Here is a 26,236-nt window from a genome sequence, read left to right on the forward strand (position 1 = left end):
TTAACTTTATTTATTCTCAGCAACAACTTCAAAAGGAAATTCTACAATTACCTCTCTATGTAATCTAATCTGAGCATTGTATGGTCCAGTTCTTTTTACAGAACCTCCATTAATACTAATGTATTTTTTCTCTATTGATTGACCTTCTTTTTCTAAAGCTGCAGCTAAATCTATAGTAGTAACAGATCCAAATAATTTGTCTCCTGCTCCAGTTTTAGCAGCAATTTTTAATTCTAGTCCTTTAAGAGTTTCTGCAGTTTTATTTGCTGCTTCCACAATTTTCTTTTCTTTATGTGCTCTTTGCTTTAAATTTTCTGCTAAAACTTTTTTAGCTGAAGTTGTAGCTAGAGCAGCTAAACCTTGAGGGATAAGAAAATTTCTTCCATATCCGTTCTTAACGTTAACTACGTCGTCTTTAAAACCTAAGTTTTGTACGTCTTCCTTTAATATTAGTTCCATGGTTCTTTTTCTTTATTATTTTAATAAATCACCAACGTAAGGCATTAATGCTATATGACGTGCTCTTTTAACAGCCTGCGCCACTTTTCTTTGATACTTTAAAGAAGTACCTGTAAGTCTTCTTGGAAGTAATTTACCTTGCTCGTTTACTAATTTCATTAAGAAATCTGCATCTTTATAATCTATATATTTGATACCTGATTTCTTAAAACGACAATACTTTTTACGTGTATTGGTTTCAATATTAAGTGGAGTTAAATATCTAATTTCTCCATCTTTTTTTCCTTTTGCCTGTTGTTCTATAGATGCCATAGTCCTTACGCTTTAGTAGTTTTGTTTCTTGTTCTTCTTTTTTCTGCCCATGCAATTGCATGTTTGTCTAACTTAACCGTTAAGAAACGCATAACACGCTCGTCACGTCTAAATTCTTGCTCGTAAGGAGTTACAATATCTCCTTCTCCTGAAAATTCAAACAAGTGATAAAAACCACTCTTTTTGTGTTGAATAGGGTAAGCTAATTTCTTTAGCCCCCAATTTTCTTTGGCTACCATTTTGGCACCATTCTTAATTAAGAAATCTTCAAATTTCTTAACTGTTTCCTCTATCTGCGTATCAGATAGAACGGGATTCAAAATGAAAACAGTTTCGTAATGATTCATAATACTTTATTTTTTAAGGTCTGCAAAAATAGGAATATTATTTTACATATCACATAAAATAATATTATTTACGTTTTATTACACGAAAACGGAAAATTCATCGTTATAACTAGGAAGCTTTAAAATTTAAATTAACCAAATCTTTAATATATGATCATTGCTAATTACACAATAAACAATGCATTGTTTACATCTTTTGTTGCAATTCATCTTGTTTTTTCTGTTCTTTGTCGATGATTTAACCCCACAAATCAGCCGTTTTATGAAATTAAGAAGTATTATTGTAGACGACTCCTCTATGCAGAGGATGGCAGTTGCCAAATTGGTAAACAACCATCCCAACCTAGCATTAGTAGCCGAATACAGCAACGCAATTGAGGCTAAAAATGGTATTAAGAACAACGAGATAGACTTAATTTTTCTTGATGTTGAGATGCCAATTATTACTGGGTTCGACCTACTCGAGTCCCTAGAAAACAGTCCTCAGGTAATATTAATTACCGGAAAACCAGATTATGCTTTAAAAGCATTTGACTACGATGTAACAGATTATTTACACAAGCCAATTACTATGGCTCGTTTTGATGCTTCTGTTAAAAGAGCCGTAGCAAAGTTTGAACAAGCTAACAAAGTTCATGAAGATGAAGAGCATATTTTTGTTAAAAGTAATCTTAAAAAGAGAAAAGTTATACTTAATGATATTAAGTGGATTGAAGCTCTTGGTGACTACATAAAATTAGTTACAGATGAGGCAAATATCGTAATCTTATCAACAATGAAATCTTTTGAAAAGCAATTGCCGGAAGAAAAATTTCTTAGAATTCACAAATCCTACATTGTGAATTTAGAAAAAGTTGAAAAGTTCAATAGCAAAAATGTTGAAGTTAGCGGTAGATCTATACCATTAAGTAGAAACAAGAAAACAGAACTAGCAGAAGCCCTTAGTAACGTTTAACTTATATGTGATCTACATTGTAGATTACTCTTACACTTCTAAAGTGTGCAATAGCATTAAAAGATTTTTCAATTCTTTTAATGCTATTTTTTGTTTTACCTAAATGCGCCTCTTTATTAATCTTTACCGTTATATGTTTTATATACTGATTACGGATTCTTGCCACAGGCGGATATTCTGGGCCTAACACATTCTCTCCAAATACATTTCTTAACCCTTTACCAAACCATTCTGCAGCTTCATTTAACTTATTATAGTCTTTGTGTTTAAATGTTACTTTTAGAATTCTATTTATAGGAGGGTATTTAAATTGCCTACGCTCATATAATTGTTCTTTATACATTCCTTCATAATCATGCACAGAAACCTGTTTTAGTATTTGATGATATGGATTATACGTCTGTATTAACACCTCTCCTCTTTTTTTTGTTCTCCCCGCCCTACCTGCAACTTGTGTTAATAATTGAAACGTTCTTTCATGTGCTCTATAATCTGGAAAATTTAGTAACGAATCTGCATTCATAATCCCAACTAGGCTTACATTTCTAAAATCTAATCCTTTGGTTAGCATTTGGGTACCTACTAAAATATCTATCTCTTGTTGCTCAAAAGCTGTAATTATTTTTTCATAACCATATTTACCTCTAGTGGTATCTAAATCCATCCTACCAACCTTAGTTTCTGGAAAAAGTTCTCGTAATTCTTTTTCTACTTGCTCTGTTCCAAAACCTTTTGTATCTAACTTAGCACTACCGCAGGCTTGGCAACTCTCTTGCAGCGGAATATAATAACTACAGTAATGACAACGCAATTGTTTTCTATGCTGATGATAGGTTAAACTAACATCGCAATTAGGACACTGCGGACTATGACCACAAGTAGCACATTCCATTATAGGTGCATATCCTCTTCTATTTTGAAAAAGAATAACTTGTTCTCCTAAATCTAATGTCTCTGCGATCTTTTCTAATAAACGTTCCGAAAAATGACCTTTCATTTTTCGTTTTCGGCTTTCCTCTTTTATATCTACCAGTTCAATTTCTGGCATTAATACATTTCCAAAACGCTTATTTATTTCTGCATATCCATATTTACCATTTAAAGCATTAAAATAACTTTCTACACTTGGAGTTGCAGAACCTAGAAGAATATTTGCTTTATGTAATTTCCCTAATACTATTGCAGCATCTCTTGCATGGTATCTTGGTGCTGGGTCAAATTGTTTAAAAGAGCTTTCATGTTCTTCATCTATAACTACTAAACCCAAATTACTAAATGGCAAAAACAAAGAAGACCTTGCCCCTATTACTACTTGTGCTTTAGATTTTTGGGTTAATACATTATTCCAAACCTCTACTCGTTCATGAATACTATATTTAGAATGATAAACAGAAACCTGCCCCCCAAAGTAATTTTGAAGTCTGCCAATTAACTGCGTAGTAAGGGCTATTTCTGGAAGAAGATACAAGGCTTGCTTTCCCTCTTCTATACATTTTTGAATAAGTTTTACATAAACCTCCGTTTTACCAGAAGAAGTAACTCCTTTTAACAAAGCAACTTTCTCTTGAGCAAAAGATGCTGCTATACTTTCTATTGCAGTATTTTGAAATTCATTTAATTCTTTTAAGGTAGATTGCTCCGTATCGGAATTAAAGGAAACTCTATCGGTCTGAATTTTATAATCTTTTAGTATTCCCTTTTTAACTAACGATTTTATTATAGCATTAGAACTTCCGCTACGCTCTACTAAATCAGAAACTTTTATAGGTTTCTTTGTAGATGCTTGTAATTGAAATAAAGATAATACTACCTGGCTTTGTTTTGGCGCCCTTGTTAAGGATTCTAATAATTTTATTAATGCTTCTTCTGTAGTATATGCTTCCCCTAAAGCTACATAAGAAACTAGTTTTGGTTTGTATTGCGCATATATTTCTTCTTTTAAAAGAATAACTTTTTTTGCTAACAATCTATTTAATATTGGAAGTATATTTTTACGTTCCACAATTGCAGCTACCTCATGTACTTTTAATATGGGTTGATGTTCTAAGGCTTCAAACACTAAAAATTCATCATCCTTTAAATCCGAATCCTTAACATCTGTATTTTCATTTTTTAAAATAAGGGTTTCACTTTCTAATAAAAAAGCACTTGGAACAGCACTCCTAAAAACCTCCCCAATGGTACACATGTAATAATCTGCCAACCACTCCCAATGTTTAATCTGAAAAGCATTAACTAAAGGTTCATCTTCTAAAATTTGGTGTATTTCTTTAGCCTCATATACTGTAGGTGCTGTAGTATGTATATTATGTACTAAAGCTGTGTATATTTTAGATTTTCCAAAAGGTACTGCCACACGCATACCCGCTTGTAATATCTGAGCTTCTTCTGCAGAGACACTATAAGTAAATAGCCTTTCTAAAGGTATAGGTAATATTACATCAATAAAATAACTCATTTATTATTCTTCTACACGCACCCAAGTTTGGGTTCTGTATATAAAAGCCAAATAACCTCTTACTTTTAATTCATTTTCATTATCAGGGTTTAACCAAATTTTACAGCGAAAAGTCATTGCTTGCTCTGGGTCAAAAAGTGTTTTCCCTTTCCATTCTCCATCTTCATTTTCTTTGGCAGCATCAATAATAGTCATTCCCAAAACTGGCTTATCTTTTAAATCTCCTTCGCATTTACCACAAAGCATATTTTCCTTTCCTGGCTCTAAGACTTTTATTAAACGACCATACATAAGGCCATCTTTTTTATAAATCTCTATAACTCCTTTTGGTAAGCCAGTTCTATCATCTATTGTTTTCCACTTTCCAAAAATACTCTGAGACTGACCTAAATTAACTACTAATAAAAATAATATAATTACTACCTCTTTACTAAACTTCATCATTTTTATTAGATATTTTTCTCAGGGAATTTAAAGAAGCGTTTAGCTCAAACCCAAGTAGCAATATATTAGAATTTAACCAGATATACACCATTAAAATTAACAATCCCCCTAAGGCGCCATACAACTCATTATATCTTGCAAATTTTTCTACATAAACACCAAATAAATAAGATGTTACCATAAAGAGCAAGGTAGTCATTAAAGCTCCCAAGGAAAAAAATCTTGCTTTCTTACCTTCTGCAGTTCCAAAATAATATAAAATTGCAGTGGTAAAATAAGATAATATAATAAAGAACAATACTTTTCCTATTTGCGCTCCTACTATATCATTATCTGTTACATCATACCCACGTGTCTTTGCCGCCCACTCACTTAAATAATCAATTATATAAAACTCAAAATAAACATATGCAACAGCCCCTATTATAAGTAACAAAGACAAAAGCAACCCCACCAGTAGCGCATATGCATATTGCCTAAAAAAATTACGCGTTAAACTTATATGATATGAATTTTCAAAACCTCCAAAAATAGCATTTACACCATTTGCCATTAAAAATATAGATATTAAAAATGCCGAAGAACGAATACCTCCTTGTTTCTGGTCTTTTATTTGTTGGTAAATGTCTCCAAAATAATCACTCGTAGCAGATGGTAAAAAGGATTCTAAAAACATTAAAAATTGTGCATCAAAATTTTCATTACCTACGCTTGCGTATGGTATGATCCAAGGCACAAGGGTTAATAGGAAAATTAATAATGGAAATAAAGCCATAAATAAGCTAAAAGCAATAGAACTAGCTCTTGTAGACAATGCGCCTTTCCCCACACCTACTACATACATTTCTATTAAATCATAACTAGAAAGTCCTCTAAATCCAGGTAATTTTATTTTTTTTAATAGAGAAACCACTGTATTTACAACAGGTATTTTATGAAGTTTTTCCTCTATTTCTTTTGACATTTACACTGCTTTAAGACTCAAATCCATATTATAAACCGAATGTGTTAATGCACCCGAGGAAATATAATTTACACCACATTCTGCATATTGTCTTATAGTTTCCTCATTTATACCCCCAGAGGATTCTGTTAAACAAGTATCTCCAATTAATTTTACAGCAGTACGTGTATCTTCATAGTTAAAGTTATCTATAAGAATACGATATACTCCTTCTGTTTTTAATATTTCTTTAATCTCATTCAGATCTCTTGCCTCTACAATGATTTTTAAATCTTTATTATTATCCTTTAAATATTGTTTTGTTTTTTTAATAGCTTGCGTAAGACCCCCACAAAAATCTATATGATTATCTTTTAGCATAATCATATCATACAAAGCAAACCTATGGTTTTCTCCTCCTCCTATTTTAACCGCCCATTTTTCTAGTGCTCTTATTCCTGGGGTAGTTTTTCTAGTATCTAAAATCTTAGTACCTGTACCTTCTAATAATTTTACAAAGAAATTTGTTTTAGTTGCAATAGCACTCATACGTTGCATCGCATTTAATACCAATCTTTCTGCCTTTAATATACTTTGCGAGCTACCTTCTACATAAAAAACAATATCTCCGTATTTTACAGTAGCGCCATCTTCAAGAAGCGTTTCTATTTTTAAGCTAGAATCTACATAATTAAAAACTTGCTTTGCAAATGCTACGCCAGCAATTATACCTTCATCTTTTACTAAAAGCTTTGCTTTACCAGTTGCTGTTTCTGGAATACACGCTAGAGAACTATGATCCCCATCTCCTACATCTTCTCTAATAGCATTTTTTATTATTCCGTCTATCTCTATATTAAATTGTACTTCTGAAATCATTAATTTTATATTGCTTTATGCTAAAATACTAAAAACATACTCTATTTAATCCCCGCTTTGTGTTTTATTATTAGATGTTTACTCTGAAATAATTAGAAGGTATTATTTTTTTATAGCAAGTTCCTTAACGCAAAGATATTGCCAAAATAATTTAACTTTGAAGCATGACTATAAAATTAATAGCTATTGGAAAAACGGATAGCAAACAACTACAAGAATTAATAAATATTTACACCAACCGCTTACAACATTACATAAAGTTCTCTTTAGATATTATCCCCGATATAAAAAATGTAAAGAACTTATCCGAAAAGCAGCAAAAAGAAAAAGAAGGGGAACTTATTTTAAAAAAAATAATTCCCACCGATGTTTTAGTATTGCTAGATGAAAATGGAAAGCAATTTTCTTCTGTAGATTTCTCTAATTATCTACAAAAAAAGATGAATGCTGGCAATAAACAATTGGTATTTGTAATTGGAGGTCCTTACGGATTTAGTGAAAATGTTTACCAAAAAGCACAAGGGAAAATTAGTTTATCTAAAATGACATTTTCGCACCAAATGGTACGTTTATTTATAGTGGAACAATTATATAGAGGGTATACTATTTTAAAAAATGAACCCTATCATCACAGATAATTTTTAAGCTTTTTTTAGAGCTTTTACCATAAACTCTGACACTTGTTCTACCCCATCTAATTCTTCCACCACAAATTTTATAATCTCTTTTTGTCTTTCTGGGTTTTTCTCCACTTTAAGTACATATTGATGGTCTTTAATATTTTTTACATGGTTAGAGAATGCATGCGATTGATGCCAAGCAATTTCTTCTAGCTTTTTGTTCTGTTTTACTATTCTATTAATTATAGGATTTACAATAAATATAATTTCTATTAAAACAATTAGTACAGAAAGTATTGCCAAGTACTTTTCTAAAATCATCATATTACTTATATCTTTTTCCGACTCCTTTTGAAATTGCCAAACAATTTTATCCATTAAAATAACAAACTGTTTTTCGTTATATTTTAAATCACTCACAGAAACATCTTCTAAATTTTGTACATTGTCTAAGGCGTTTAAAATCCCATTAAAATAAGGACGCAACATTGCAAAATTCATTCTAATGTCTTCATTTTTTAAAGGAAATATTCCAATTTTTTCATTTCCTTCTTGCAAGTCTCTATCTACCCTTCTCAAAGAAGCAAGTGCAGATTTTAATTCCCCGTACTCGCATTTTTCTCCATACCTGCAATTGTAAAATTCTTTTACCACTTTTTGAGAAAGCATACGCTGCCTACCTGCAATGTTTATCACCACAGCATCGGAACTTTGTTTTGCCAATGAATATTGCACAATAGATTGCGTACCTATAGTAAGTAATATAATAGTAAGTACCAAAAGGTAATATGCATTAAAACCTTTTCTAAAGTTCTTTTTAAAAAAACTTTTTACTATTTCCGGGATTATCTTCATTATAATACATAAGATTTTTCTCACAATTTATAACGATAAAAGACCGCGCGCAATTAAATGTTGTGTAAATAACTTTTTACAGGGTGTAGATGCATTTTAGTGATTAATAAACAAAAAAAATCTAGGCCATTTACATAACCTAGATTTTAAATTTATTTACAAGATTTTATAGCCTACTAATACAGTACTCTAAATTTAATTGTATTATCTACTTCTTTTAAAGCCTTTAAAACCTCTTTATCATACTCCTTATCTAAATCTGAAATTACGTATCCAACTTCATTATCCGTAGAAAGATATTGAGAAGAAATATTCATCTCATACTTAGCTAAAACTTCATTTATTTTTGCCATTATGCCTGGTAAATTTTTATGTATATGCAAAAATCTATGTGCTTTATTTTGTTTTGGAAGTCTTATATTAGGAAAGTTAACTGCGTCTACAGTATTTCCAGAGTTTATGTAATCCATAATTTTATTAGGTACAAAATCCGCAATATCTCTTTGTGCTTCTTCTGTACTACCACCAACGTGTGGTGTTAAAATTACATTTGGAAGTCCTTGCAAACCTGTCATGAAATCCCCATTACTTCTTGGTTCTTCTGGATAAACATCTACTGCTGCCCCTCCTACTTGTCCGCTTTTAAGAGCAGCTACCAATGCTTCTATATCTACTACAAAACCTCTAGAAAGGTTTACTAACATAGCCCCCTTCTTCATCTGGTTTATTTCTCTTTCTCCTATGAAGTTTTTGTTGGCTTTATTATCATCTATATGCAGCGTAACTACATCTGAAACAGAAAGTAAATCTTCTAAAGTATTACATTTTACTGCATTACCTAAAGCCAACTTATCATCTACATCATAATAATACACACGCATACCTATAGCTTCTGCTAAGACAGATAATTGCTTACCTATATTACCATAACCAACAATACCAAGGTTTTTACCTCTAACTTCTCTAGAGTTTGCTGCTGTCTTATTCCATTGTCCTGAGTGTATTTCTGAACTACGTTGAAAAACAGAACGCATAAGCATTATTATTTGCCCTATTGCCAACTCTACCACAGAACGTGTATTACTATAAGGTGCATTAAAAACAACTACTCCTTTACTCTTACACTCTTCTAAATCTATTTGTGTGGTTCCTATACAAAATGCACCAACTACTAATAGTTTATCTGCCGCTGCTAAAACTTTTTTTGTTACCTGTGTTTTAGAACGTATTCCTAAAACATGAACTCCTTTTATTTTTTCTATGAGTTCTTCTTCTGGAAGACTGTGTTTTATTAATTCTACAGAAAACCCCTCATTAGATAGTAGCTCGTAAGCATCTTGATGTATGTTTTCTAATAATACTATTTTAATTCTGTTCTTTGGGTAAGATATATTTCTTGGCAAATCGTTCACAAATAAAAATTCATCTAGGTTTGGTGTAATATAATCAGCTTTGTTTGCTGCTTTTTCTCTATGCACATTTTCTGTATAAGCAAAAAACTTATCTGCTATACCAGCTTCGCGCATTACATAATCACTATAGCCATCTCCAATAACTTGGACCTCTCCTTCCAAGTTCATATTCTTTAGGCATTCTATTTTTCCGTTGTGTTGTGATAATACATTTTGATCATCAAAACCAATTATTTTTCCATCTGTATCAAACTTAAAAGTATTTGCATATACCCTAGAAGCAGGAATATTATATTCTTTTACAATAGGATCTATAAACTCTTTAAATCCACAGGAAATCACATAAATATCATCCGAGAATTTTTCAAAAAACTCTTTATTGGACTCTATGGATTTGGATATTTTTTGCCTTAATTCTGTTACCAAAGGCTCTAAATCATCTTTATGCGCATTTAAAAGTTTAATTCTACGCTCTAAAGACTCGGTGAAAGATATATCACCGTCTATCCCTAAATTAGTTATTTTCTGTATTTCCTCAATAATTTCTTCGCGATTAGAGCGCCCCTCTAATGTCATTTCTGCCAGAACGTCTAATGCTTCTACTCTTGTTAAGGTACTATCAAAATCGAAAACGTATTTCCTTCCCACAGTAATTGATTTTTTTTAAAAAAAATTAAGCTGTAAAAATAAAACTTATTTCTATCTGATAATAGCCGAAAAGGCAAATAAAACAAAATGATTACAATTTGATGTTATTTACACATGAAAACAGACAAATAGTAATAAAATAAAATCTACACAGAAGATTAAAATTCTATTCACAAAATCATTTTACAAACTAATACTAGTATAGGCTATACCTGTTAAAATTGCAAGACCAAAACTAACCAATGTTCCTATTAAAATATACTCTGTTAGTTTTCTATTATTGCTTTCTTTTAAATCATTAAAACGAAAAACAGATTTTGCCGCAATTAACAACCCTATTACTTCCCACCTACCTAAAACTATAAATATTAAAACAAATAAACGCTCTAAAATTCCTATATATTTACCAGCATTTGGAAGTGATTTATGATCTGTTGGTATTTGATTAGACATTGCCTCTAAAAGTTTTCCCATTAGTATTGCTGATGGGAAAGTAACAAAAACTACTGCTGTCACTAAAGCCCAATCTAAATTCTCAAAAACAGCGATGGTATTCTCATATAAATTTCCATAAAATGCACAGCAATACAATACTAAAATATGTAATAACTGGTCTATAAAAAATGGAATGCCTTTATTTTTAAAAAACGGTGTAATATAAAGTTTTACTACATCTATAATATAATGAGAACCCATAATTATTAGGGCTATTTTCCACATAGAAAAATCCCATAAAACTATCATGGTAATCAAAAAATGTAAAAAAACATGCAAGTATAAATATGTAGACCCTGCTTTATTTGCTTCTTTATGTATTACCCATTTAGTAGGTTGTATAATAAAATCTCCAATTAAATGTGCTAAAAACAGTTTTATAAAAAATATCATTCTTTTATTTCTTTACTCAATTCTTGATAAAAATCTAACATATTTAAGACTAGATCCAATCTTGCTCTTTTGTATCGCTGACTCACTGCAGACTGTTTTATTCCTAGCTGTTTAGCAATTTCCTTTTGTGATACATTTGGATTACTAAGTACTATTGTTACAATTTCCGCAGAAACAACACTCCAGTCGTCCATAAAATCTAAACCTAATTTTAATATCAAATTTAATGTCTTATCATGACGTTTGTTTCCAGTTGCAATTTCTAAATTTAATTTAGAAGCTTTTAATGTATTAAACATTCTTCCAGAACGCTTATACGCCGTTCCATTAGATTCGCTCACGCTACTCCCAACATAAGTTTCAGAACCTATACCTATTGCCATTCTAACATCTAAATTCTTTACTTTTTTAATTTGCGCTTTTAAATGTATCGCAACTTTTAAAGCCTTATCTACAGGAAGTTTAACTTGAAATTCATCTCCCCTATATACTTCCCAATCTAAAGGGGAGGTTCCCAAAGATTCTAAATAGTTTTTTAAAATAGGCATCCAATCCGAAGCGTTATAATTCTCTGAATTAACAATATCTCCTGTAATAACTGCAATCATAACATATAAGTTAAAACGCTAATATATAAAAATATAAGCAAAATAACTAATATTTATTGTTATAAGCTTTTTCAAAACCATCTTCTAACCTTTGCACAATATACTTTGTACGCTTTCCCAAAACGGTTTTGCAGAATTTCTTCCTCTGGAAAAATTTGAAATTTATTCATATAATGTATAAACCCAGCTATTATTAAAGAATTAAATGCATTACCAAGCCATAATCCAAAACCAACCAACAAAAGAAGCATTGCTAAATACATAGGGTTTCTAGTGTATTTATATAATCCATTAGTTACCAAATTAGAAACTTTATCCGGTTTCATAGGATTTACAGTTGTTTTTTCTTTATAAAATTGAATTATAGCTATAAAACCAATGCATAAAGATAACCCTAGCAAAAAATAAATTAGATACGTTTGTCTTAAAAAATTAAAATATCCAAAAGGTAAAACTTTTGCACAAAAGAACATTAGTAAAGCAAATAGTACTAATACAACTGCAGGAGGTAATTTTAATTTCATCTTATAAAATTACTATTTTTGATTTGCATAGAAGAAAGCAACCTATACTAAAAAGAGATAAATGAAAATTGTATTTGCAACAAACAACCATAATAAGTTAAAAGAAGTACAATTACTAGTTCCAAGGACTATTACACTACTTTCCTTAAAGGATATTAATTGTACCGAAGATATTGAGGAAACAGCAAACACCTTAGAGGGAAACGCTAAAATTAAAGCAGATTATATTTCAAACACATACAACTTACCTTGTTTTGCAGACGATACTGGGCTATTAGTTACTGCATTAAATGGGGAGCCTGGTGTATATTCTGCAAGATATGCAGGAGCGCAAAAATCATCTGAAGATAACATGAACCTATTATTACAAAAACTTAGTAATAAAACAGATAGAACAGCACATTTTAAAACCGTAATTGCATTAAATTTAAACGATACACAAACTTTTTTTAGTGGTATTGCAGAAGGAGAAATTACAAAAGAAAAACACGGAGAAAAAGGTTTTGGCTATGATCCTATTTTTAAGCCAAACGGATATAATGAAACTTTTGCACAACTACCATTAGACACTAAAAATGAAATAAGCCACAGAGGCAAAGCCATAAACCAATTAATAAAATATTTGCACACAAAGCCTTTCTAAACTGTAGAAAAAAGTTAACAACAAGACAAACCTAACACCTAAACAAACTTTTAAACAACTGTAATACACTGTTAACAGGCATTTTACAACACCATATCTAAATATAGGAACACATTTTCCTATTCTAATTAAATAGAGTACCTTTGCGCCTTTATTAAACGCCGCTGGTATAGCATGTGTTGCGCTGAGTCTAAATGGGTTACAAGTTAATCGCTCTATGCAACATTCATATTTGCGATTAACATTTTAAACATTATGACAAAATTTACAGATTTAGGACTGGATCAGTCCTTAATAGACGCTGTTACAGATTTAGGTTTTGAGAAACCTTCCGAAGTACAAGAAAAAGCAATTCCAATTTTATTAGAAAGTGAAACCGATTTGGTTGCTCTTGCGCAAACAGGTACTGGTAAAACTGCTGCTTTTGGTTTTCCACTAATACAAAAAATTGATAGTGATAGTAGAACTACACAAGGATTAATCCTTTCTCCTACCAGAGAGCTTTGTTTGCAAATTACAAACGAATTAAAATTATATTCTAAATACGAGAAAAATGTAAACGTTGTTGCCATTTATGGTGGTGCAAGTATTACAGACCAAGCCAGACAAATTAAAAGAGGTGCACAGATTATTGTAGCAACTCCTGGTCGTATGAAAGATATGATTAGCCGTGGCTTAGTAAATATTACAAAAATAGATTACTGTGTTTTAGATGAAGCAGATGAAATGCTTAACATGGGATTCTTTGAAGATATTAAAGATATTCTTTCGGATACACCAGACGAAAAATCTACATGGTTATTTTCTGCTACTATGCCTAGAGAAGTATCTACAATTGCTAAGAAATTTATGCACTCTCCAAAAGAGATTACGGTTGGTGCTAAAAATTCTGGCGCATCTACAGTACAACATGAGTACTACCAAGTAAGTGGCAGAGACCGCTACCCTGCCTTAAAAAGACTAGCAGATACAAATCCTGGAATATTTTCTGTTGTTTTTTGTAGAACAAAAAGAGATACCCAACGTGTTGCAGAAATGCTAATTGAAGACGGTTATAATGCAGGAGCATTACATGGAGATTTAAGTCAAAACCAGAGAGATTTGGTTATGAACTCTTTTCGTAAAAAGCAAATTCAAATGCTAGTTGCTACAGATGTTGCTGCTCGTGGTATTGATGTAGATGATATTACACATGTAATTAACTTTCAATTACCAGATGAGATAGAAACCTATACACACCGTAGTGGCCGTACTGGTAGAGCTGGTAAATCTGGAATTTCTATGGTTTTAGTAACCAGAAGCGAAACTCGAAAGATAAGAGCAATTGAAAATAAAATAAATCAAAAGTTTTTACTTAAAACGGTTCCTACTGGAAAAGATATTTGCGAAATACAATTACAGCACTTAGCAAATAAGATAAAAGACACAGAGATTAATGAAGAAATAGAAAGCCATTTACCTGCTATTAATGAAATTTTAGCAGATGTAGATCGCGAAGAACTTATTAAGAAAATTGTTTCTGCAGAATTTACAAGATTCTTTAACTACTACAACAAAGCCAAGGATTTAAATTCTGGCGGAGATAGAAGAGACCGAAACGACAGAAGAGAAAGAGACGGAGAGGTTCCTACAAGTGGCTCAGTACGTTACTTTATTAATGTTGGAGAAAAAGATGGTTACGATTGGATGTCTTTAAAAGATTTTATTCGTGATACAGTACAACTTGGAAAAGAAGATGTATTTAAAGTAGATTGTAAAGAAAGTTTTTCTTTCTTTAATACCGATGCTGCTGTTACGGAACAAATTTTATCCACATTTACTGAATTTAAGGTAGATGGTCGTTTTGTAAATGTTGAAGTTTCTAAAAACCCTGGCGGTGGCGGAAGAAGAGGCGGCGGAAGAAGAAACGGAAGCGACGGAGGTCGTGGTAGAGATAGAGACCGCGGAAGAGATGGTGGAAGAGGCCGAAGAAGAGACGGAAATTCTTCGCAAGGCGGCGGAGGAACTTTCTCCGGAAAACGTAGAAGCAAAAAAAGAAATACAGACTTCTTTTAGTTAAACCTATATTAAAAAATACGCTTCGGCGTATTTTTTTGTTTTGTTTGCATTTTTATTGATGTATATTAGAATTATGGGAAAAAAATTACTCGTTATACTTTGCCTTATAAGCAGTGTTGTTTTTAGTCAAGAAAATTCAGAAACCAACGAAGACACAGAAATAAGTGCAATAGTTATTAATGCGCAAACAGACGCTCCTATGGAAAGCGTGCATATTGTAAACCTTAATCAAGTAAAAGGAACCATTACTAATGAGAAAGGGGAATTTACATTAACTGCTGCAGTAAACGATACTTTATACTTTTCCTTTCTAGGTTTTAAATCGCAAAAAATTAGAATTACCAATGATATGTTTAAGTTCAAGGATACCAAAATATCTTTAACGGAACTTGCATATGCTTTAGAAGAAGTAATAGTAAGACCCTACCAACTTACTGGATACTTAGAGATTGATGTTAAAAACCTTCCTATAAACAATGCATACCAATATAGCATATCTGGCCTTTCTGTTGGTTATGAAGCTGGCAATAAAAATCCAAGTGCTGTAACAAAAGTATTAGGAGCTATATTAAACCCCGCAGATTTGCTTCGTAATTTGTTTGGAAAAAAACCAAACCAAATGAAAAAGCTTCGCAAAATTAAAGAAGATGACCAAATAAGAAATCTCCTTGCTTCCAAATTTGATAGAGAAACCTTAATAGAACTTCTACAAATAGAAAAAATGGATATTGAAGATATTCTAAATAACTGTAACTACTCTAAATCCTTTATCACAACAGCCAATGATTTACAAATATTAGATGCCATTAGTGGCTGCTATGAAGATTTTAAAGTTCTAAACAGAGGCAAAAAAAGGTAAAAACCTTTACCAACTTAAAGGTCTTTGCATTTAAAATAAAATCTTAAATTGCATTGTATATAACCATTATTCTTCTATAGTATGGCTAAAGTTTTTTCACTTATATTACTTTGTACCTTAGTTTTTTCCTGTAAAGAAAAAACCAAACAAGATACCGCTATCGTTTTGTACCAGTGTCCTATGGATTGTGAAAATGGTAAAACATATACCGAAAAAGGTAGCTGCTCTGTTTGTAAAATGGATTTAAAAACACTAGCACATTCTGAGGATTGTACGTGTGCATCTCATGAAGGAAAATGTAAATGCGAAAAAGGAAAGTGCACTTGCGACAAATGCCCTGAGCACTCCTAAACAAGAATAATTTAGAATCTATTAGGCTTCTAATTGCTCTTTTAAAGCAGCCAAACCTTCTTCAAAATCTTTACCAACTGCTTTATCCATATTCATAAAAAGCATCATTATACTCACAGGAAATTTATTTTTGCCAGAAAATCCCCATGTAACTTTTGTATTTTCTTCACCAGCTTCAGTAACAACAAAATAGCAATTTGAAGTAGACTTCCATGGTTTGTAAAAACGAAGTTCACCTTCTATTCTCTCCCCATCTATAATTTTTGTGATTTCCTGCTCGCCTTCCCCTACTTCTTTATTACCATTCCAATAACTTACAGCTCCAACTTCCCCATCAGTTCCAGTAATTTTTTTCTCCATATTGGGGTCTTTTTTTGCCCAAGGAGACCATTCTTGCTGCTTCTTTAAATATTTAAGGTGTTCAAAAACCTTTGTTTTTGATTTATTTATTTCTATAGCTCTAAAAACATTATAGTTTTTTGGCGCAATAAGTCCTAAAACTACTAATAGTAGTATAATACCTCCTAGAATGTAAAAAATAGCTGTCATAATACTTTAAGTTTAGTTATTTCTCTTAAATTTAAGAAAAACTTAGCTTTTTTTAGAATATCTGTCTAATATAGCATCAATGCTTTTTATAGACTTCTTTGTCCAATCTAATTGTTTTTCTTGTTTCTCTTCATCAGTTAACTGCCAATTTAAATTACTCCTCTTAAGTTTGTTAGTTAAACTTTGTAAAATTATTGCTGCAGAAACTGAAATGTTTAAACTTTCTGTAAAACCTACCATTGGTACTTTTAAATAGCCATCGGCATTTTCTAAAACCTCGTCACTTAATCCATCTCTTTCAGTCCCAAAAAAAAGAGCTATTTTACTATCTAACTTAAAATCATCCAAATAACAAGAATCATTATGCGGTGTAGTAGCAATAATTTTATATCCATTTTTACGCAAACTCTCTATGCAATTTATAGTATCCTTGTATTCATATACATCTACCCAATTTTGCGCACCCATAGAAATTTCTTCATCTAAACATTTAGCATTTCTTTTTTCTATAACATGGGCATCTTGTATTCCAAAAACTTCGCAACTACGTATTACAGCACTCATATTGTGTCTTTGAAAAACATCTTCAATAGCAACTGTAATATACTTTGTTCGCTCCTCTAATATTACTTTAAAACGTTCTACACGTTCTGGAGTTATCATTTCTTCTAAATAAGCTAAAAGCTTTTCATCTATCATGCTCCTAAGGTATAAAAAAGTTTTTTTTTAGAAAACGGAACATTTATTACCTTATTTAGATCATATAAAGAAAACCATTTTTATATAGTCGCATAACTTTACACCTCAATAAAAAAATATTTCTAATGCTAAAAAACAATTTTTTCCAAATTTTACTAGCTTGTTTATTTACATCTATTATCTCTTGCAGTAACGATGAAAAAGAAGAAGAGCAAAAAGATGCTATAGCTCCTTCTATAACATGTTTAGACCCTATTAATGTAAATATAGAGGCTACAGCTAATGATGCCATAGTAACTTATACTACTCCAGAAGGAACAGATAATATTGCTGGTGCTGTAACAAAGCAAACCACTGGTTTAGCGTCGGGAGAATCATTTCCTATAGGAACAACTACAAATACTTTTGTTGTAACTGATGCAGCCGGAAACACTACTTCTTGTAATTTTGATGTAATAGTAGCAAGAAATGCTCCTTCAGAAAACAAGCCTTATTTTATAGGTGATGATCCAACGCCAACAGGCAAAAAATGGACTTCTGTAGCAGAATTATCAGATGAATTTAACACGGATATTTTCGATGATTCTAAGTGGTTTAGAGACCCTTCTCAAGATCAATTTGGATGGTATGGTAGAGAACCTGCACTTTTTCAGCCTGATAATGTTTCTGTAGGAGATGGGTCCTTAAATGTAACAGTGAAAAAATTACAAACACCAATAACTAGTAATGGTCGTAATTGGACTCATGGAGGTGCAATTTTACGTTCCAAAACTAAAGCTATACCTGGTTATTACTATGAGGCTAGGATGAAAGCTAATGAAACAGTAATGTCTTCAACATTTTGGATAGCTTTTCCTCAAAATTGTAATTCAGGACCTTTTAGAAAACTTGAACTAGATATTCAAGAATGTGTAGGAAGAACACATAATGGAACAGATTCATGGGCAAAAGAATGGGATAATATATATCACTCTAATGCCTGGAGACACGCAAGACCTTGTGATATTAATAGCTCTGTACAAAGCCCAGGAAAAAAGGATTTAGAGGAGAAAAATCATTCCAGATATTTTGTATACGGATGTTGGTGGAAATCGCCTACAGAAATATTATTTTATTTAGATGGAGAGTATGTTTATACGATTAAGCCTTCAACAGATTTTGATTTAGAAGGTCACATAACCATGGTAATGGAAACTTATGATTGGAACCCTATTGAGCCAGAGAACGATTTAACTGCTACTGGAACTGAAGAGCAAAGAACTACCAAGTATGATTGGGTAAGAACTTGGAAACTTGAAGATCAATAAAAAAAGGAAAATAATTGATATTTATGAGAAAAAGTTAGATTTAATTATCTAGCTTTTTTTTGTAATTCTGTAATAGAAAAGTAGTTGGATTAAAAGCACGTCTTTATGAAAAAAAGCATTGTTGTTCTTACAGGAGCCGGCATAAGTGCCGAAAGTGGTATAAAAACTTTTAGAGATGCAAATGGCTTATGGGAAGGACATGATATTATGGAAGTAGCCTCCCCACAAGGTTTTAAAAACAACCCAACATTGGTACTAGACTTTTATAACCAAAGAAGAAAGCAATTAACAACTGTAAAACCTAACACAGCTCATTATGCCTTAACTTCTTTACAAAACTATTTTAATGTAAACATTATAACACAAAATGTAGATGACCTACATGAACGCTCTGGAAGTAAACAAGTTATACATTTACATGGCGAACTACTAAAAGCCAGAAGTTCTATGGATAAAAACTTAATATTACCTTGGAACAAAAATATTGAAATAGGTAATTTGTGTAGTAAAGGATCACAATTAAGACCACATATTGTTTGGTTTGGAGAAGATGTTCCTATGATGGATAAAGCCATAGAAATTACCAAAAAGGCTGATGCTTTATTAATTATAGGAACTTCTATGCAGGTGTATCCTGCTGCAGGTTTAATAGATTATGCTCCTAAAAATATTCCCATTTATTTTATAGACCCGAACCCTAAAATAACTAAAAACAATTATAATAATTTAACCATTATAGCTGAATCTGCTACAAAAGGAGTTCCTATTGCTGTAAATTCTTTAATTGATATAATGCTCTAGAACGTTTTGCCCAAGCAACAATAAGTTTCTTTTCTTCTTCTGTAAGCTTAGCTCTTTCATGCGTCCAAGTATATTCTTTTAAAGGCATTCCCCCTTCTTCTAAGGTTTCTATAACCTCCTCTAACTTATGGTCTTTTTTCTTGGTAGAATAAGATTCCCATTCCGAAAAATTTAAATGTTTTTTTCCATCTTTTACATGGTTTGCCATCCAAAAAGAAACTGGCGCTACGTTATTATACCAAGGATAATTGGTATTATTGCTATGACAGTCATAACAAGTTTGTTCCAATAGCACTTTTACATCCTGTGGAGGGTTTGTTTCAGATATAAACAACTTAGTATGATTACCGTGAGATGTATTCTGAGAAGGTCTAAAAAACTGGATAGTAACAAAAGCAACCAGTAGGATAATTGCAGTTTTTTTTAGTAATTTCATTTGGGGAAACAAATTTTTCTAAAATTACATTTTTTTTATGAATAAAGAAGATCTTTTCAAAGCTTTAGATTATGTAAATCATTCTAGAGATAAACGGCAAGAGATGTCTAGCTTAATTTTAAGCAATCCAGAATTAATTAAACCCTTACTCTCCATAGCATTTACTGTAGATAACCCCATATCTTCTAAAGCCTGTTGGGTGTTAGAATTTACAGCAAAAGAAAAATTAGAATATATTTTCCCTTATTTAGATACTTTCACTGCCAATTTACATAAAGTACATTTAGACCCTTCTGTACGACCTATGGCCAAAATTTGCGAATACTTAACAAAGAATTACTTTCAAAAGAAAGAACCTAAGTGTATTAAAAATTTGACTAATAAGCATTTAGAAATTATAGCAAGTAACTGTTTTGATTGGTTAATTGGAGAACACAAAGTAGCTGCGCAAGCATATTCCATGACCTCTTTACTATTACTAGGACGTAAGTATGATTGGATTTATCCAGAATTGTGTATGGTTCTAGAACAAAACTATGCCAATGGTAGTGCAGCTTATAAAGCAAGAGCAAGAATGACATTAGAAAAAATAAAATAAGTTTTTCTTATAACAGATACTTAAAAAGCAACATCAGATTAAACTTTTATAGGCTTTTAAACTCCTGAACTTATAAGTATATTTGCCGCTTGTTAATTACTAATAAATTCATAAGCAAATGTCACTTACGCAACTAAATGCAATTTCTCCTATAGACGGAAGGTATAGTAGTAAAACTAATTCTTTATCTCCATTCTTTTCTGAAGAAGCACTAATTAAATACAGAGTACGAGTAGAAATTGAATATTTTATTGCTTTGTGTGAAATTCCATTACCACAATTAGTAGGGTTTGACGCTTCTAAATTTGATGCTTTAAGAGATATTTATAAAAACTTTGACGCTAAAGATGCGCAAGAAATAAAAGATATTGAAAAAGTTACTAATCATGATGTAAAAGCTGTGGAGTATTTTATAAAAAAAGCTTTTGATGCGCTAGGATTAAGTGAACATAAAGAGTTTATCCATTTTGGATTAACTTCTCAGGACATAAACAACACAGCAATACCTCTTTCTATAAAAGAAGCAATGAATGAGGTTTATGTTCCGCAATACCTAGAGGTGGTTACAAAATTAGAAGAATTGGTAAAAGAATGGGATGCCATTCCTTTATTAGCAAGAACACATGGACAACCAGCTTCTCCTACTAGATTAGGAAAAGAAATTAATGTTTTTGTTACCCGTTTAAAAGAACAATTTAATTTATTGAATGATATTCCTAGTGCTGCAAAATTTGGAGGTGCTACAGGAAATTATAATGCGCACGTAGTTGCATATCCAAATACAGATTGGAAATCTTTTGGAGAAAACTTTGTACATGATAAATTAGGATTACACCACTCCTTCCCTACTACACAAATTGAGCACTACGATCATATGGCTGCTTTATTTGATACTTTAAAAAGAATAAATACCATTTTATTAGATTTAGATAGAGATTTCTGGACCTATGTGTCTATGGATTATTTTAAACAAAAAATTAAAAAAGGAGAAGTGGGTTCTTCTGCTATGCCACATAAAGTAAACCCAATAGATTTTGAAAACTCTGAAGGAAATTTAGGTATAGCAAATGCTATTTTTGAGCATTTATCCGCTAAACTTCCTGTTTCTAGATTACAAAGAGATCTAACAGACAGTACTGTTCTTAGAAACGTTGGTGTACCTTTTGCGCATACCTTAATTGCTTTTCAATCTACCCTAAAAGGATTAAACAAATTACTTTTAAACAAAGAAAAATTTGAGCAGGACTTAGAAAATAATTGGGCTGTTGTCGCGGAAGCTATTCAGACTATATTAAGAAGAGAAGCATATCCTAATCCTTATGAAGCTTTAAAAGGTTTAACTAGAACCAATGAGAAAATTACGAAAGACTCTATGGCAAACTTTATAGATTCTCTAGAAGTTTCCGATGTTATTAAAACAGAATTAAAAGCAATTACTCCTAGTAACTATACTGGTATTTAATATGAAAGCTGGGCACTATTTAATAATAATTGCCCTAGCATTTTATCTTATAGGACGTATTGTAAAAATTTTACATTGGGTATTCCTAAATTTTATAACAGGAAGTCTTTTAATGAATGTAGCCTATATTTTATTTTTTATTGCTATAATTGTTTTACTTCTTGAAGCAAAAAAGAAAAACTAAAAAAGACCGCAACTTGCGGTCTTTTAAATTATAAGAAATAAATTAATATTACTTATTAATTTGTACTTCGTGTGGATAAGGAATTTCAATTTTAGCGTTATCTAATGCTATTTTAGACCCTTCTATGGTTGCAAAATATACATCCCAGTAATCTTCTGGTTTACAGAAAGGGCGTACTGCTAAGTTTACAGAGCTATCTGCCAATTCTTCTACATTTACAGATGGTGCTGGGTCTTTTAATACTTTAGGGTTAGCTACTAACATTGCCAAAAGCACTTCTTTTGCTTTTTTCATATCTTCTCCGTAACCAATACCTACACTGGTATCTACTCTCATTTTACCTTCCGCAGTATAGTTAATAATATTACCGTTTGCCATTGCTCCGTTTGGTATAATTGCTAACTTATTTTGCGGTGTAATTAATTTAGTAGTAAATATCTCAATTTCTTTTACAGAACCTAAAACACCCTGTGCTTCTACTAAATCTCCAATTTTATAAGGCTTAAAAATCATAAGTAAAACACCACCCGCAAAATTAGATAATGAACCCTGTAACGCTAAACCTATTGCTAAACCAGCTGCTGCAATAATTGCCGCAAAACTTGTTGTTTCTACACCAAGTTTAGATATTACCATAATAATTAGGAATATCTTTAATGCCCAACCAATAAGGTTTAATAAAAATTTCTGTAAAGATTCATCATAATTACTTTTAGACATGCCTTTACGAGCAAGCTTTACAATTTTGCTTATAACCCACGAACCAATTATATAAATAATAATTGCTCCTATAACTTTAGGGCCATACTCCGTTATAAAATCCATTCCCTTGCCCATCAAAGAGCTTACATCTGTGTTCTCCATAATAATTTAAAAGTTTTTAGTGTTTAGTAATTGAGACACTAATATATATAGAAGGTCACTAATTCATGCCTATTTTTTTAAAATTTAATATTATTTTAAAGCAAAAAGCCCTGCTGTAACAAAATTTACAACAGAGCTTTCTAATTTTTAATAGAATCTCTTACTCTAGGAATCCTTTAAGTTTACTAAAACCTTCTCCGTTATAATTAGATTTCTCCATAGCCTTTATTAATTCCACCAAATGCGCTGGATTCATATTATCTCCTAAAACTCTTATTAAAGCAAAACCTTTTTCCTTGTTATCTCCATAAATAACAATCTCATCTATAGCGTCTTCATCTCCTAAATATTTAATTGTTGCCTTACCAAAACTGGTATTCATTTTCATTAACTCCGTAAATTTCTTGTTTTTTAAAATAGCTTTAACCTGTTTTTTTTCAGCTACAAAATCAGCTTCATTTTCTCCTGATTTTTTAAAAGCCAGAATATTAAGTTTTTTTAAAGAACTTACGGCTTCTTTTTGGCTAGCAGTTAAATTTGCTTCCTCTAAACGTAATATACTTGAAGGAACATCAAAAGAAATAAAATTAGGATTCTCAGAATTGTCTACATAATATTCTTGTAAACTTTGTGTTGATGAGCATGCGCCTACTAAAAGAAGTACTACAAAAGTTAAAATACTTTTTATTATTGTTGTCATTTTTTTATAATTAAAAAATGCCACTGAGAATATATATTCTCAGTAGCACGTTAATTCCTATTTTTTTCCTGCGTTGTTTAATTCTTTCGGGAGATTCATTTTATTCGTTATTGCTCCTATTTTATTTAAATCTATATTTCCGGTCATGGAAACCAATACTGTTTCAAATTTTCTTCCATGCACATCTACATCCATATTCTTCATACCAGACACAAACATTAAAAGTTCTCTTACATGATCTTCATCTTTACCTTCTTTAATATAGAACTTTACGTTAACATCCTTGTCTTTTACACGCATTAATTCTTCCATTGAAGATTTTCTTAAATACTTTTTTACTGTAGATGTCATATCTGCTGATACAGCTTTGTCTTCTGTAATAAAAACCTTGATACCTTTAATACCTTTGGCCACCTCTGCAAAATCTTGCGCTTCAGGATCATCGGTCATACTTCCTATTTTGCTAACCAAATTTATCATTCCCTTATTTACAACTACAGTTCCTACTTTATCCATATTCTCATATTTATCGAACATAGATTGTGCTAAACCAAAAAACGGTACTAAAACGATTGCTACTACTAAACTAAATTTTCTCATGACTGCTTTGTTTTTATCCTACCCCCTACTTGATTAAAAGGGAAATGTATAGGATTGATTATTAAATTGATTGATGATATTAATTGTTCCTGAAAAATCAGGTGTTTTTTTAATTGTTCTTTTTACCAGCTTTATTTAGTTCTTGTGGTAAATTCATTTTATTAGTTAAAGAACCTATCTTGTTTAAATCTATATCGCCAGTTAAAGACAATAATACTGTTTCAAACTTTCTTCCGTTCATTTCTATATCGGTATTATGTATACCTGTAACAAACATTAAAAGTTCGCTTACATGATCGGCATCTTTACCTTCTTTAATATAAAACTTCACATTAGCATCCTTATCTTTTACACGCATAAGCTCTTCTAGCTTTGCTGTTTTTAAATAAGAATTCATAGACTTAAGCATATCTGCAGATATCGCTTTATCTTCTGTTATAAAAACTTTTAAATTTTTTAAACTTTTTGCTATATCCATAAAGTCTTGCGCTTCTGGATCATCCACCTCAACATCTATCTTACTTAGAAGGTTAAACATACTTTTATTTACGACTACGGCACTTACATTATCTAAATCTTCGTATTTATCAAATAAAGACTGAGACATACCCACTAAAGGCATTAGTGCTATTACTGTTATAATTAGGAACTTTTTCATGATATTAATTTATTTTTTTTTGTATAATTTTTGTTTTGTTTGTTCAAATTGATTTAAGTAAGCAACTTTTCGTGTTCCCTTACTAAAATTTTGTGCTAAAAGGTCTAGTGCTTTTTTTGTTTCGTTATACGCATATAGTGCTTCCTCTTGTTCTGCCTGTTTTTCTTGGTATAAATTTCCAAAATAAAGACTAAAAACTATTACCCCTACTGCAGCCACACTAAGCCATTTATAATAATTTTTGTTTGCCTTTAATGGCAACTGCTTTGTAAACTGCTCTTCCTTTGCTGTAGAAAAGTATTGAAACATAGGTTTGTACGTCTCCAAATGCTTTGCCACATTATCCTGAGAAAAATAGGTGCGTAATGTTTCTTCTTCGGCAACTGTTGCAGTGGCTTCAAAATACTTTTCTAATAATTTTTCTATTTTATGCAATTCCATAATTATGTTTTTGCGTTAATTTTTCTCTTACTGTTTTTCTTGCTCTAGATAAGGCTACTCGTATTGCAGTAGGTTTCATATCTAACAATTCTTCTATTTCTTCAAATGTGTACTGTTCAATATCACGCAATTGTAATACCATTTTTTGTTGCTCGGGTAATTCATCCATTATTTTCTCTACCCAATTAACACTGTCTTTAGCTTCTATATTCTTTTGAAGAGAATTATTATCGTCTCCATAATTACTATGTACCAATTTTAAGTTAGATGCTTGCTTAGATTTTAATCTATCTAAACAAAAATTTTTGGTCATAGTCATTGCAAAAGCCTCCACGTTTTTATACTCTTTCATTTTGCTATTCTTAGACCATAACTTTAATAAAACTTCTTGCGTTGCATCTTCGGCTTCTTCTGTAGAAACCAGTAGCCTTTTAGAAAGTCTAAATAACTTATCCTTAAATGGTAACACCAGATTTAAAAATTCAGTTTGTTTCATTTTTGTTGGTTGTTTGTAAACCTTATTATTGGTTTACATAAGGAAGACGATGTTCATCGAGTTTTGTTACAAAATATTTTTTATTTCTATATATCTCCTTACTTTGGACAACTATTTACACGTAAATTTACGTATGTAAGTAATAAATTCTTCTTTATTTTCCCCCGTCATGTATACT

The 26,236-nt window shown here is 31.4% G+C and carries 31 protein-coding genes; 10 read left to right on the plus strand and 21 right to left on the minus strand.

Going from position 1 to position 26,236, the window contains the following annotated elements; all coding sequences use genetic code 11:
- Nucleotides 1-6 precede the first annotated feature (6 nt).
- From rplI to rpsF, 3 genes are read right to left on the minus strand one after another with little or no spacing between them, the layout of a single operon-like run.
- Nucleotides 7-459: a 50S ribosomal protein L9 gene (gene rplI, locus Q0820_RS07380; protein WP_298486543.1), complete on the minus strand. Its 453-nt coding sequence runs from the start codon at nucleotides 457-459 to the stop codon at nucleotides 7-9.
- Between the two features lie 15 nt (nucleotides 460-474).
- Entirely contained in the window at nucleotides 475-771 is a 297-nt protein-coding gene (rpsR, locus tag Q0820_RS07385; protein ID WP_121067570.1) for a 30S ribosomal protein S18, read from the minus strand.
- Nucleotides 772-776: 5 nt separating this feature from the next.
- Entirely contained in the window at nucleotides 777-1,118 is a 342-nt protein-coding gene (rpsF, locus tag Q0820_RS07390) for a 30S ribosomal protein S6 (RefSeq protein ID WP_121067573.1), read from the minus strand.
- Nucleotides 1,119-1,380: 262 nt separating this feature from the next.
- Between rpsF and Q0820_RS07395 the strand changes: the two genes are divergently transcribed.
- Nucleotides 1,381-2,073 carry a LytTR family DNA-binding domain-containing protein gene (locus tag Q0820_RS07395; protein ID WP_298486548.1) on the plus strand — a complete coding sequence of 231 codons (693 nt, stop codon included), beginning with the start codon at nucleotides 1,381-1,383 and terminating at the stop codon, nucleotides 2,071-2,073.
- Between the two features lies 1 nt (nucleotide 2,074).
- Here Q0820_RS07395 and priA read toward each other — a convergent pair whose 3' ends face one another.
- From priA to nadC, 4 genes are read right to left on the minus strand one after another with little or no spacing between them, the layout of a single operon-like run.
- Nucleotides 2,075-4,531: a primosomal protein N' gene (gene priA, locus Q0820_RS07400; protein WP_298486550.1), complete on the minus strand. Its 2,457-nt coding sequence runs from the start codon at nucleotides 4,529-4,531 to the stop codon at nucleotides 2,075-2,077.
- 3 nt (nucleotides 4,532-4,534) lie between these two features.
- Nucleotides 4,535-4,975, minus strand: coding sequence for a DUF2147 domain-containing protein (locus Q0820_RS07405; RefSeq protein ID WP_366941648.1), 441 nt, complete (start codon nucleotides 4,973-4,975; stop codon nucleotides 4,535-4,537).
- Nucleotides 4,962-5,939: a YihY/virulence factor BrkB family protein gene (locus tag Q0820_RS07410; RefSeq protein ID WP_298486552.1), complete on the minus strand. Its 978-nt coding sequence runs from the start codon at nucleotides 5,937-5,939 to the stop codon at nucleotides 4,962-4,964. The genes Q0820_RS07405 and Q0820_RS07410 overlap by 14 nt, the downstream gene beginning before the upstream one ends.
- Entirely contained in the window at nucleotides 5,940-6,797 is an 858-nt protein-coding gene (gene nadC, locus Q0820_RS07415; RefSeq protein WP_298486554.1) for a carboxylating nicotinate-nucleotide diphosphorylase, read from the minus strand.
- 164 nt (nucleotides 6,798-6,961) lie between these two features.
- Between nadC and rlmH the strand changes: the two genes are divergently transcribed.
- The gene (rlmH, locus tag Q0820_RS07420) at nucleotides 6,962-7,435 is read left to right on the plus strand and encodes a 23S rRNA (pseudouridine(1915)-N(3))-methyltransferase RlmH (protein ID WP_298486556.1); all 474 of its coding nucleotides are present in this window, start codon (nucleotides 6,962-6,964) and stop codon (nucleotides 7,433-7,435) included.
- A 3-nt stretch (nucleotides 7,436-7,438) separates the two neighbouring features.
- Here rlmH and Q0820_RS07425 read toward each other — a convergent pair whose 3' ends face one another.
- From Q0820_RS07425 to Q0820_RS07445, 5 genes are all read right to left on the minus strand, one after another.
- Nucleotides 7,439-8,272 (minus strand): type IV pili methyl-accepting chemotaxis transducer N-terminal domain-containing protein, encoded by an 834-nt coding sequence (locus Q0820_RS07425; protein WP_298486558.1) that lies wholly within the window; start codon nucleotides 8,270-8,272, stop codon nucleotides 7,439-7,441.
- Between the two features lie 176 nt (nucleotides 8,273-8,448).
- A complete protein-coding gene (serA, locus tag Q0820_RS07430) occupies nucleotides 8,449-10,332 on the minus strand; it encodes a phosphoglycerate dehydrogenase (protein WP_298486560.1) in 1,884 nt (627 codons plus the stop codon).
- A gap of 183 nt (nucleotides 10,333-10,515) precedes the next feature.
- A complete protein-coding gene (locus tag Q0820_RS07435) occupies nucleotides 10,516-11,220 on the minus strand; it encodes a DUF3307 domain-containing protein (RefSeq protein WP_298486562.1) in 705 nt (234 codons plus the stop codon).
- Entirely contained in the window at nucleotides 11,217-11,828 is a 612-nt protein-coding gene (locus tag Q0820_RS07440; RefSeq protein ID WP_298486564.1) for a SatD family protein, read from the minus strand. Before Q0820_RS07440 ends, Q0820_RS07435 begins: the two co-directional genes overlap by 4 nt.
- 71 nt (nucleotides 11,829-11,899) lie before the next feature.
- Complete coding sequence (locus Q0820_RS07445) at nucleotides 11,900-12,352, minus strand: isoprenylcysteine carboxylmethyltransferase family protein (protein ID WP_298486566.1); 453 nt, start codon at nucleotides 12,350-12,352, stop codon at nucleotides 11,900-11,902.
- Nucleotides 12,353-12,413: 61 nt separating this feature from the next.
- Between Q0820_RS07445 and Q0820_RS07450 the strand changes: the two genes are divergently transcribed.
- The 4 genes from Q0820_RS07450 to Q0820_RS07465 all read left to right on the plus strand — a co-directional run bounded on the left by Q0820_RS07450 (nucleotide 12,414) and on the right by Q0820_RS07465 (nucleotide 16,263).
- Nucleotides 12,414-12,995 carry a non-canonical purine NTP diphosphatase gene (locus tag Q0820_RS07450; RefSeq protein ID WP_298486568.1) on the plus strand — a complete coding sequence of 194 codons (582 nt, stop codon included), beginning with the start codon at nucleotides 12,414-12,416 and terminating at the stop codon, nucleotides 12,993-12,995.
- Between the two features lie 255 nt (nucleotides 12,996-13,250).
- A complete protein-coding gene (locus tag Q0820_RS07455) occupies nucleotides 13,251-15,050 on the plus strand; it encodes a DEAD/DEAH box helicase (protein WP_298486570.1) in 1,800 nt (599 codons plus the stop codon).
- Between the two features lie 76 nt (nucleotides 15,051-15,126).
- Complete coding sequence (locus Q0820_RS07460) at nucleotides 15,127-15,912, plus strand: carboxypeptidase-like regulatory domain-containing protein (protein WP_298486573.1); 786 nt, start codon at nucleotides 15,127-15,129, stop codon at nucleotides 15,910-15,912.
- An 81-nt stretch (nucleotides 15,913-15,993) separates the two neighbouring features.
- Nucleotides 15,994-16,263 carry a heavy metal-binding domain-containing protein gene (locus Q0820_RS07465; protein WP_298486575.1) on the plus strand — a complete coding sequence of 90 codons (270 nt, stop codon included), beginning with the start codon at nucleotides 15,994-15,996 and terminating at the stop codon, nucleotides 16,261-16,263.
- Nucleotides 16,264-16,284: 21 nt separating this feature from the next.
- Here Q0820_RS07465 and Q0820_RS07470 read toward each other — a convergent pair whose 3' ends face one another.
- Together Q0820_RS07470 and Q0820_RS07475 are read right to left on the minus strand one after the other, a co-directional pair.
- On the minus strand, nucleotides 16,285-16,812 hold the full coding sequence (locus Q0820_RS07470; protein ID WP_298486577.1) for an SRPBCC family protein: 528 nt from the start codon (nucleotides 16,810-16,812) through the stop codon (nucleotides 16,285-16,287).
- Between the two features lie 42 nt (nucleotides 16,813-16,854).
- Complete coding sequence (locus Q0820_RS07475; protein WP_298486578.1) at nucleotides 16,855-17,511, minus strand: RNA methyltransferase; 657 nt, start codon at nucleotides 17,509-17,511, stop codon at nucleotides 16,855-16,857.
- 125 nt (nucleotides 17,512-17,636) lie between these two features.
- Between Q0820_RS07475 and Q0820_RS07480 the strand changes: the two genes are divergently transcribed.
- A complete protein-coding gene (locus tag Q0820_RS07480) occupies nucleotides 17,637-18,818 on the plus strand; it encodes an HYR domain-containing protein (protein ID WP_298486579.1) in 1,182 nt (393 codons plus the stop codon).
- Between the two features lie 105 nt (nucleotides 18,819-18,923).
- Nucleotides 18,924-19,619, plus strand: a complete 696-nt coding sequence (locus tag Q0820_RS07485) for an NAD-dependent deacylase (protein ID WP_298486580.1) — start codon at nucleotides 18,924-18,926, stop codon at nucleotides 19,617-19,619.
- On the opposite strand, the gene Q0820_RS07490 is transcribed toward Q0820_RS07485, so the two are convergent.
- Nucleotides 19,582-20,055, minus strand: coding sequence for a heme-binding domain-containing protein (locus tag Q0820_RS07490; protein ID WP_298486581.1), 474 nt, complete (start codon nucleotides 20,053-20,055; stop codon nucleotides 19,582-19,584). The genes Q0820_RS07485 and Q0820_RS07490 overlap by 38 nt on opposite strands.
- A 37-nt stretch (nucleotides 20,056-20,092) precedes the next feature.
- On the opposite strand from Q0820_RS07490, the gene Q0820_RS07495 reads away from it, so the two are divergent.
- Together Q0820_RS07495 and purB are read left to right on the plus strand one after the other, a co-directional pair.
- Nucleotides 20,093-20,653, plus strand: a complete 561-nt coding sequence (locus Q0820_RS07495) for an adenylosuccinate lyase (protein WP_298486583.1) — start codon at nucleotides 20,093-20,095, stop codon at nucleotides 20,651-20,653.
- Nucleotides 20,654-20,771: 118 nt separating this feature from the next.
- On the plus strand, nucleotides 20,772-22,115 hold the full coding sequence (gene purB / locus Q0820_RS07500; protein WP_298486585.1) for an adenylosuccinate lyase: 1,344 nt from the start codon (nucleotides 20,772-20,774) through the stop codon (nucleotides 22,113-22,115).
- Nucleotides 22,116-22,347: 232 nt separating this feature from the next.
- Here purB and Q0820_RS07505 read toward each other — a convergent pair whose 3' ends face one another.
- The 6 genes from Q0820_RS07505 to Q0820_RS07530 form a co-directional block, all read right to left on the minus strand.
- Complete coding sequence (locus tag Q0820_RS07505; protein WP_298486587.1) at nucleotides 22,348-23,163, minus strand: mechanosensitive ion channel family protein; 816 nt, start codon at nucleotides 23,161-23,163, stop codon at nucleotides 22,348-22,350.
- Between the two features lie 160 nt (nucleotides 23,164-23,323).
- A complete protein-coding gene (locus Q0820_RS07510; RefSeq protein ID WP_298486588.1) occupies nucleotides 23,324-23,863 on the minus strand; it encodes a DUF4252 domain-containing protein in 540 nt (179 codons plus the stop codon).
- Nucleotides 23,864-23,920: 57 nt separating this feature from the next.
- Complete coding sequence (locus tag Q0820_RS07515) at nucleotides 23,921-24,463, minus strand: DUF4252 domain-containing protein (protein ID WP_298486590.1); 543 nt, start codon at nucleotides 24,461-24,463, stop codon at nucleotides 23,921-23,923.
- A 109-nt stretch (nucleotides 24,464-24,572) separates the two neighbouring features.
- Entirely contained in the window at nucleotides 24,573-25,121 is a 549-nt protein-coding gene (locus tag Q0820_RS07520) for a DUF4252 domain-containing protein (RefSeq protein WP_298486592.1), read from the minus strand.
- Nucleotides 25,122-25,130: 9 nt separating this feature from the next.
- A complete protein-coding gene (locus tag Q0820_RS07525) occupies nucleotides 25,131-25,562 on the minus strand; it encodes a hypothetical protein (RefSeq protein ID WP_298486593.1) in 432 nt (143 codons plus the stop codon).
- The gene (locus Q0820_RS07530; RefSeq protein WP_298486595.1) at nucleotides 25,549-26,058 is read right to left on the minus strand and encodes a sigma-70 family RNA polymerase sigma factor; all 510 of its coding nucleotides are present in this window, start codon (nucleotides 26,056-26,058) and stop codon (nucleotides 25,549-25,551) included. The genes Q0820_RS07525 and Q0820_RS07530 overlap by 14 nt, the downstream gene beginning before the upstream one ends.
- Between the last annotated feature and the right edge of the window lie 178 nt (nucleotides 26,059-26,236).

Origin of the sequence: uncultured Maribacter sp., from assembly GCF_947495965.1 — a bacterium.
Taxonomy (GTDB): Bacteria; Bacteroidota; Bacteroidia; order Flavobacteriales; family Flavobacteriaceae; genus Maribacter_B.

Coding starts and splice junctions, on each gene's coding strand:
- Q0820_RS07495 (WP_298486583.1), top strand. CDS start 20,093: ATGAATAAAGAAGATCTTTTCAAAGCTTTAGATTATGTAAATCATTCT.
- Q0820_RS07485 (WP_298486580.1), top strand. CDS start 18,924: ATGAAAAAAAGCATTGTTGTTCTTACAGGAGCCGGCATAAGTGCCGAA.
- Q0820_RS07510 (WP_298486588.1), bottom strand. CDS start 23,863: ATGACAACAATAATAAAAAGTATTTTAACTTTTGTAGTACTTCTTTTA.
- Q0820_RS07425 (WP_298486558.1), bottom strand. CDS start 8,272: ATGAAGATAATCCCGGAAATAGTAAAAAGTTTTTTTAAAAAGAACTTT.
- Q0820_RS07480 (WP_298486579.1), top strand. CDS start 17,637: ATGCTAAAAAACAATTTTTTCCAAATTTTACTAGCTTGTTTATTTACA.
- purB (WP_298486585.1), top strand. CDS start 20,772: ATGTCACTTACGCAACTAAATGCAATTTCTCCTATAGACGGAAGGTAT.
- priA (WP_298486550.1), bottom strand. CDS start 4,531: ATGAGTTATTTTATTGATGTAATATTACCTATACCTTTAGAAAGGCTA.
- Q0820_RS07445 (WP_298486566.1), bottom strand. CDS start 12,352: ATGAAATTAAAATTACCTCCTGCAGTTGTATTAGTACTATTTGCTTTA.
- Q0820_RS07530 (WP_298486595.1), bottom strand. CDS start 26,058: ATGAAACAAACTGAATTTTTAAATCTGGTGTTACCATTTAAGGATAAG.
- Q0820_RS07525 (WP_298486593.1), bottom strand. CDS start 25,562: ATGGAATTGCATAAAATAGAAAAATTATTAGAAAAGTATTTTGAAGCC.
- Q0820_RS07475 (WP_298486578.1), bottom strand. CDS start 17,511: ATGATAGATGAAAAGCTTTTAGCTTATTTAGAAGAAATGATAACTCCA.
- Q0820_RS07455 (WP_298486570.1), top strand. CDS start 13,251: ATGACAAAATTTACAGATTTAGGACTGGATCAGTCCTTAATAGACGCT.
- Q0820_RS07505 (WP_298486587.1), bottom strand. CDS start 23,163: ATGGAGAACACAGATGTAAGCTCTTTGATGGGCAAGGGAATGGATTTT.
- rlmH (WP_298486556.1), top strand. CDS start 6,962: ATGACTATAAAATTAATAGCTATTGGAAAAACGGATAGCAAACAACTA.
- Q0820_RS07395 (WP_298486548.1), top strand. CDS start 1,381: ATGAAATTAAGAAGTATTATTGTAGACGACTCCTCTATGCAGAGGATG.
- Q0820_RS07515 (WP_298486590.1), bottom strand. CDS start 24,463: ATGAGAAAATTTAGTTTAGTAGTAGCAATCGTTTTAGTACCGTTTTTT.
- Q0820_RS07410 (WP_298486552.1), bottom strand. CDS start 5,939: ATGTCAAAAGAAATAGAGGAAAAACTTCATAAAATACCTGTTGTAAAT.
- Q0820_RS07465 (WP_298486575.1), top strand. CDS start 15,994: ATGGCTAAAGTTTTTTCACTTATATTACTTTGTACCTTAGTTTTTTCC.
- Q0820_RS07490 (WP_298486581.1), bottom strand. CDS start 20,055: ATGAAATTACTAAAAAAAACTGCAATTATCCTACTGGTTGCTTTTGTT.
- Q0820_RS07470 (WP_298486577.1), bottom strand. CDS start 16,812: ATGACAGCTATTTTTTACATTCTAGGAGGTATTATACTACTATTAGTA.
- Q0820_RS07440 (WP_298486564.1), bottom strand. CDS start 11,828: ATGATTGCAGTTATTACAGGAGATATTGTTAATTCAGAGAATTATAAC.
- rplI (WP_298486543.1), bottom strand. CDS start 459: ATGGAACTAATATTAAAGGAAGACGTACAAAACTTAGGTTTTAAAGAC.
- nadC (WP_298486554.1), bottom strand. CDS start 6,797: ATGATTTCAGAAGTACAATTTAATATAGAGATAGACGGAATAATAAAA.
- Q0820_RS07450 (WP_298486568.1), top strand. CDS start 12,414: ATGAAAATTGTATTTGCAACAAACAACCATAATAAGTTAAAAGAAGTA.
- Q0820_RS07520 (WP_298486592.1), bottom strand. CDS start 25,121: ATGAAAAAGTTCCTAATTATAACAGTAATAGCACTAATGCCTTTAGTG.
- Q0820_RS07405 (WP_366941648.1), bottom strand. CDS start 4,975: ATGATGAAGTTTAGTAAAGAGGTAGTAATTATATTATTTTTATTAGTA.
- rpsF (WP_121067573.1), bottom strand. CDS start 1,118: ATGAATCATTACGAAACTGTTTTCATTTTGAATCCCGTTCTATCTGAT.
- Q0820_RS07435 (WP_298486562.1), bottom strand. CDS start 11,220: ATGATATTTTTTATAAAACTGTTTTTAGCACATTTAATTGGAGATTTT.
- rpsR (WP_121067570.1), bottom strand. CDS start 771: ATGGCATCTATAGAACAACAGGCAAAAGGAAAAAAAGATGGAGAAATT.
- Q0820_RS07460 (WP_298486573.1), top strand. CDS start 15,127: ATGGGAAAAAAATTACTCGTTATACTTTGCCTTATAAGCAGTGTTGTT.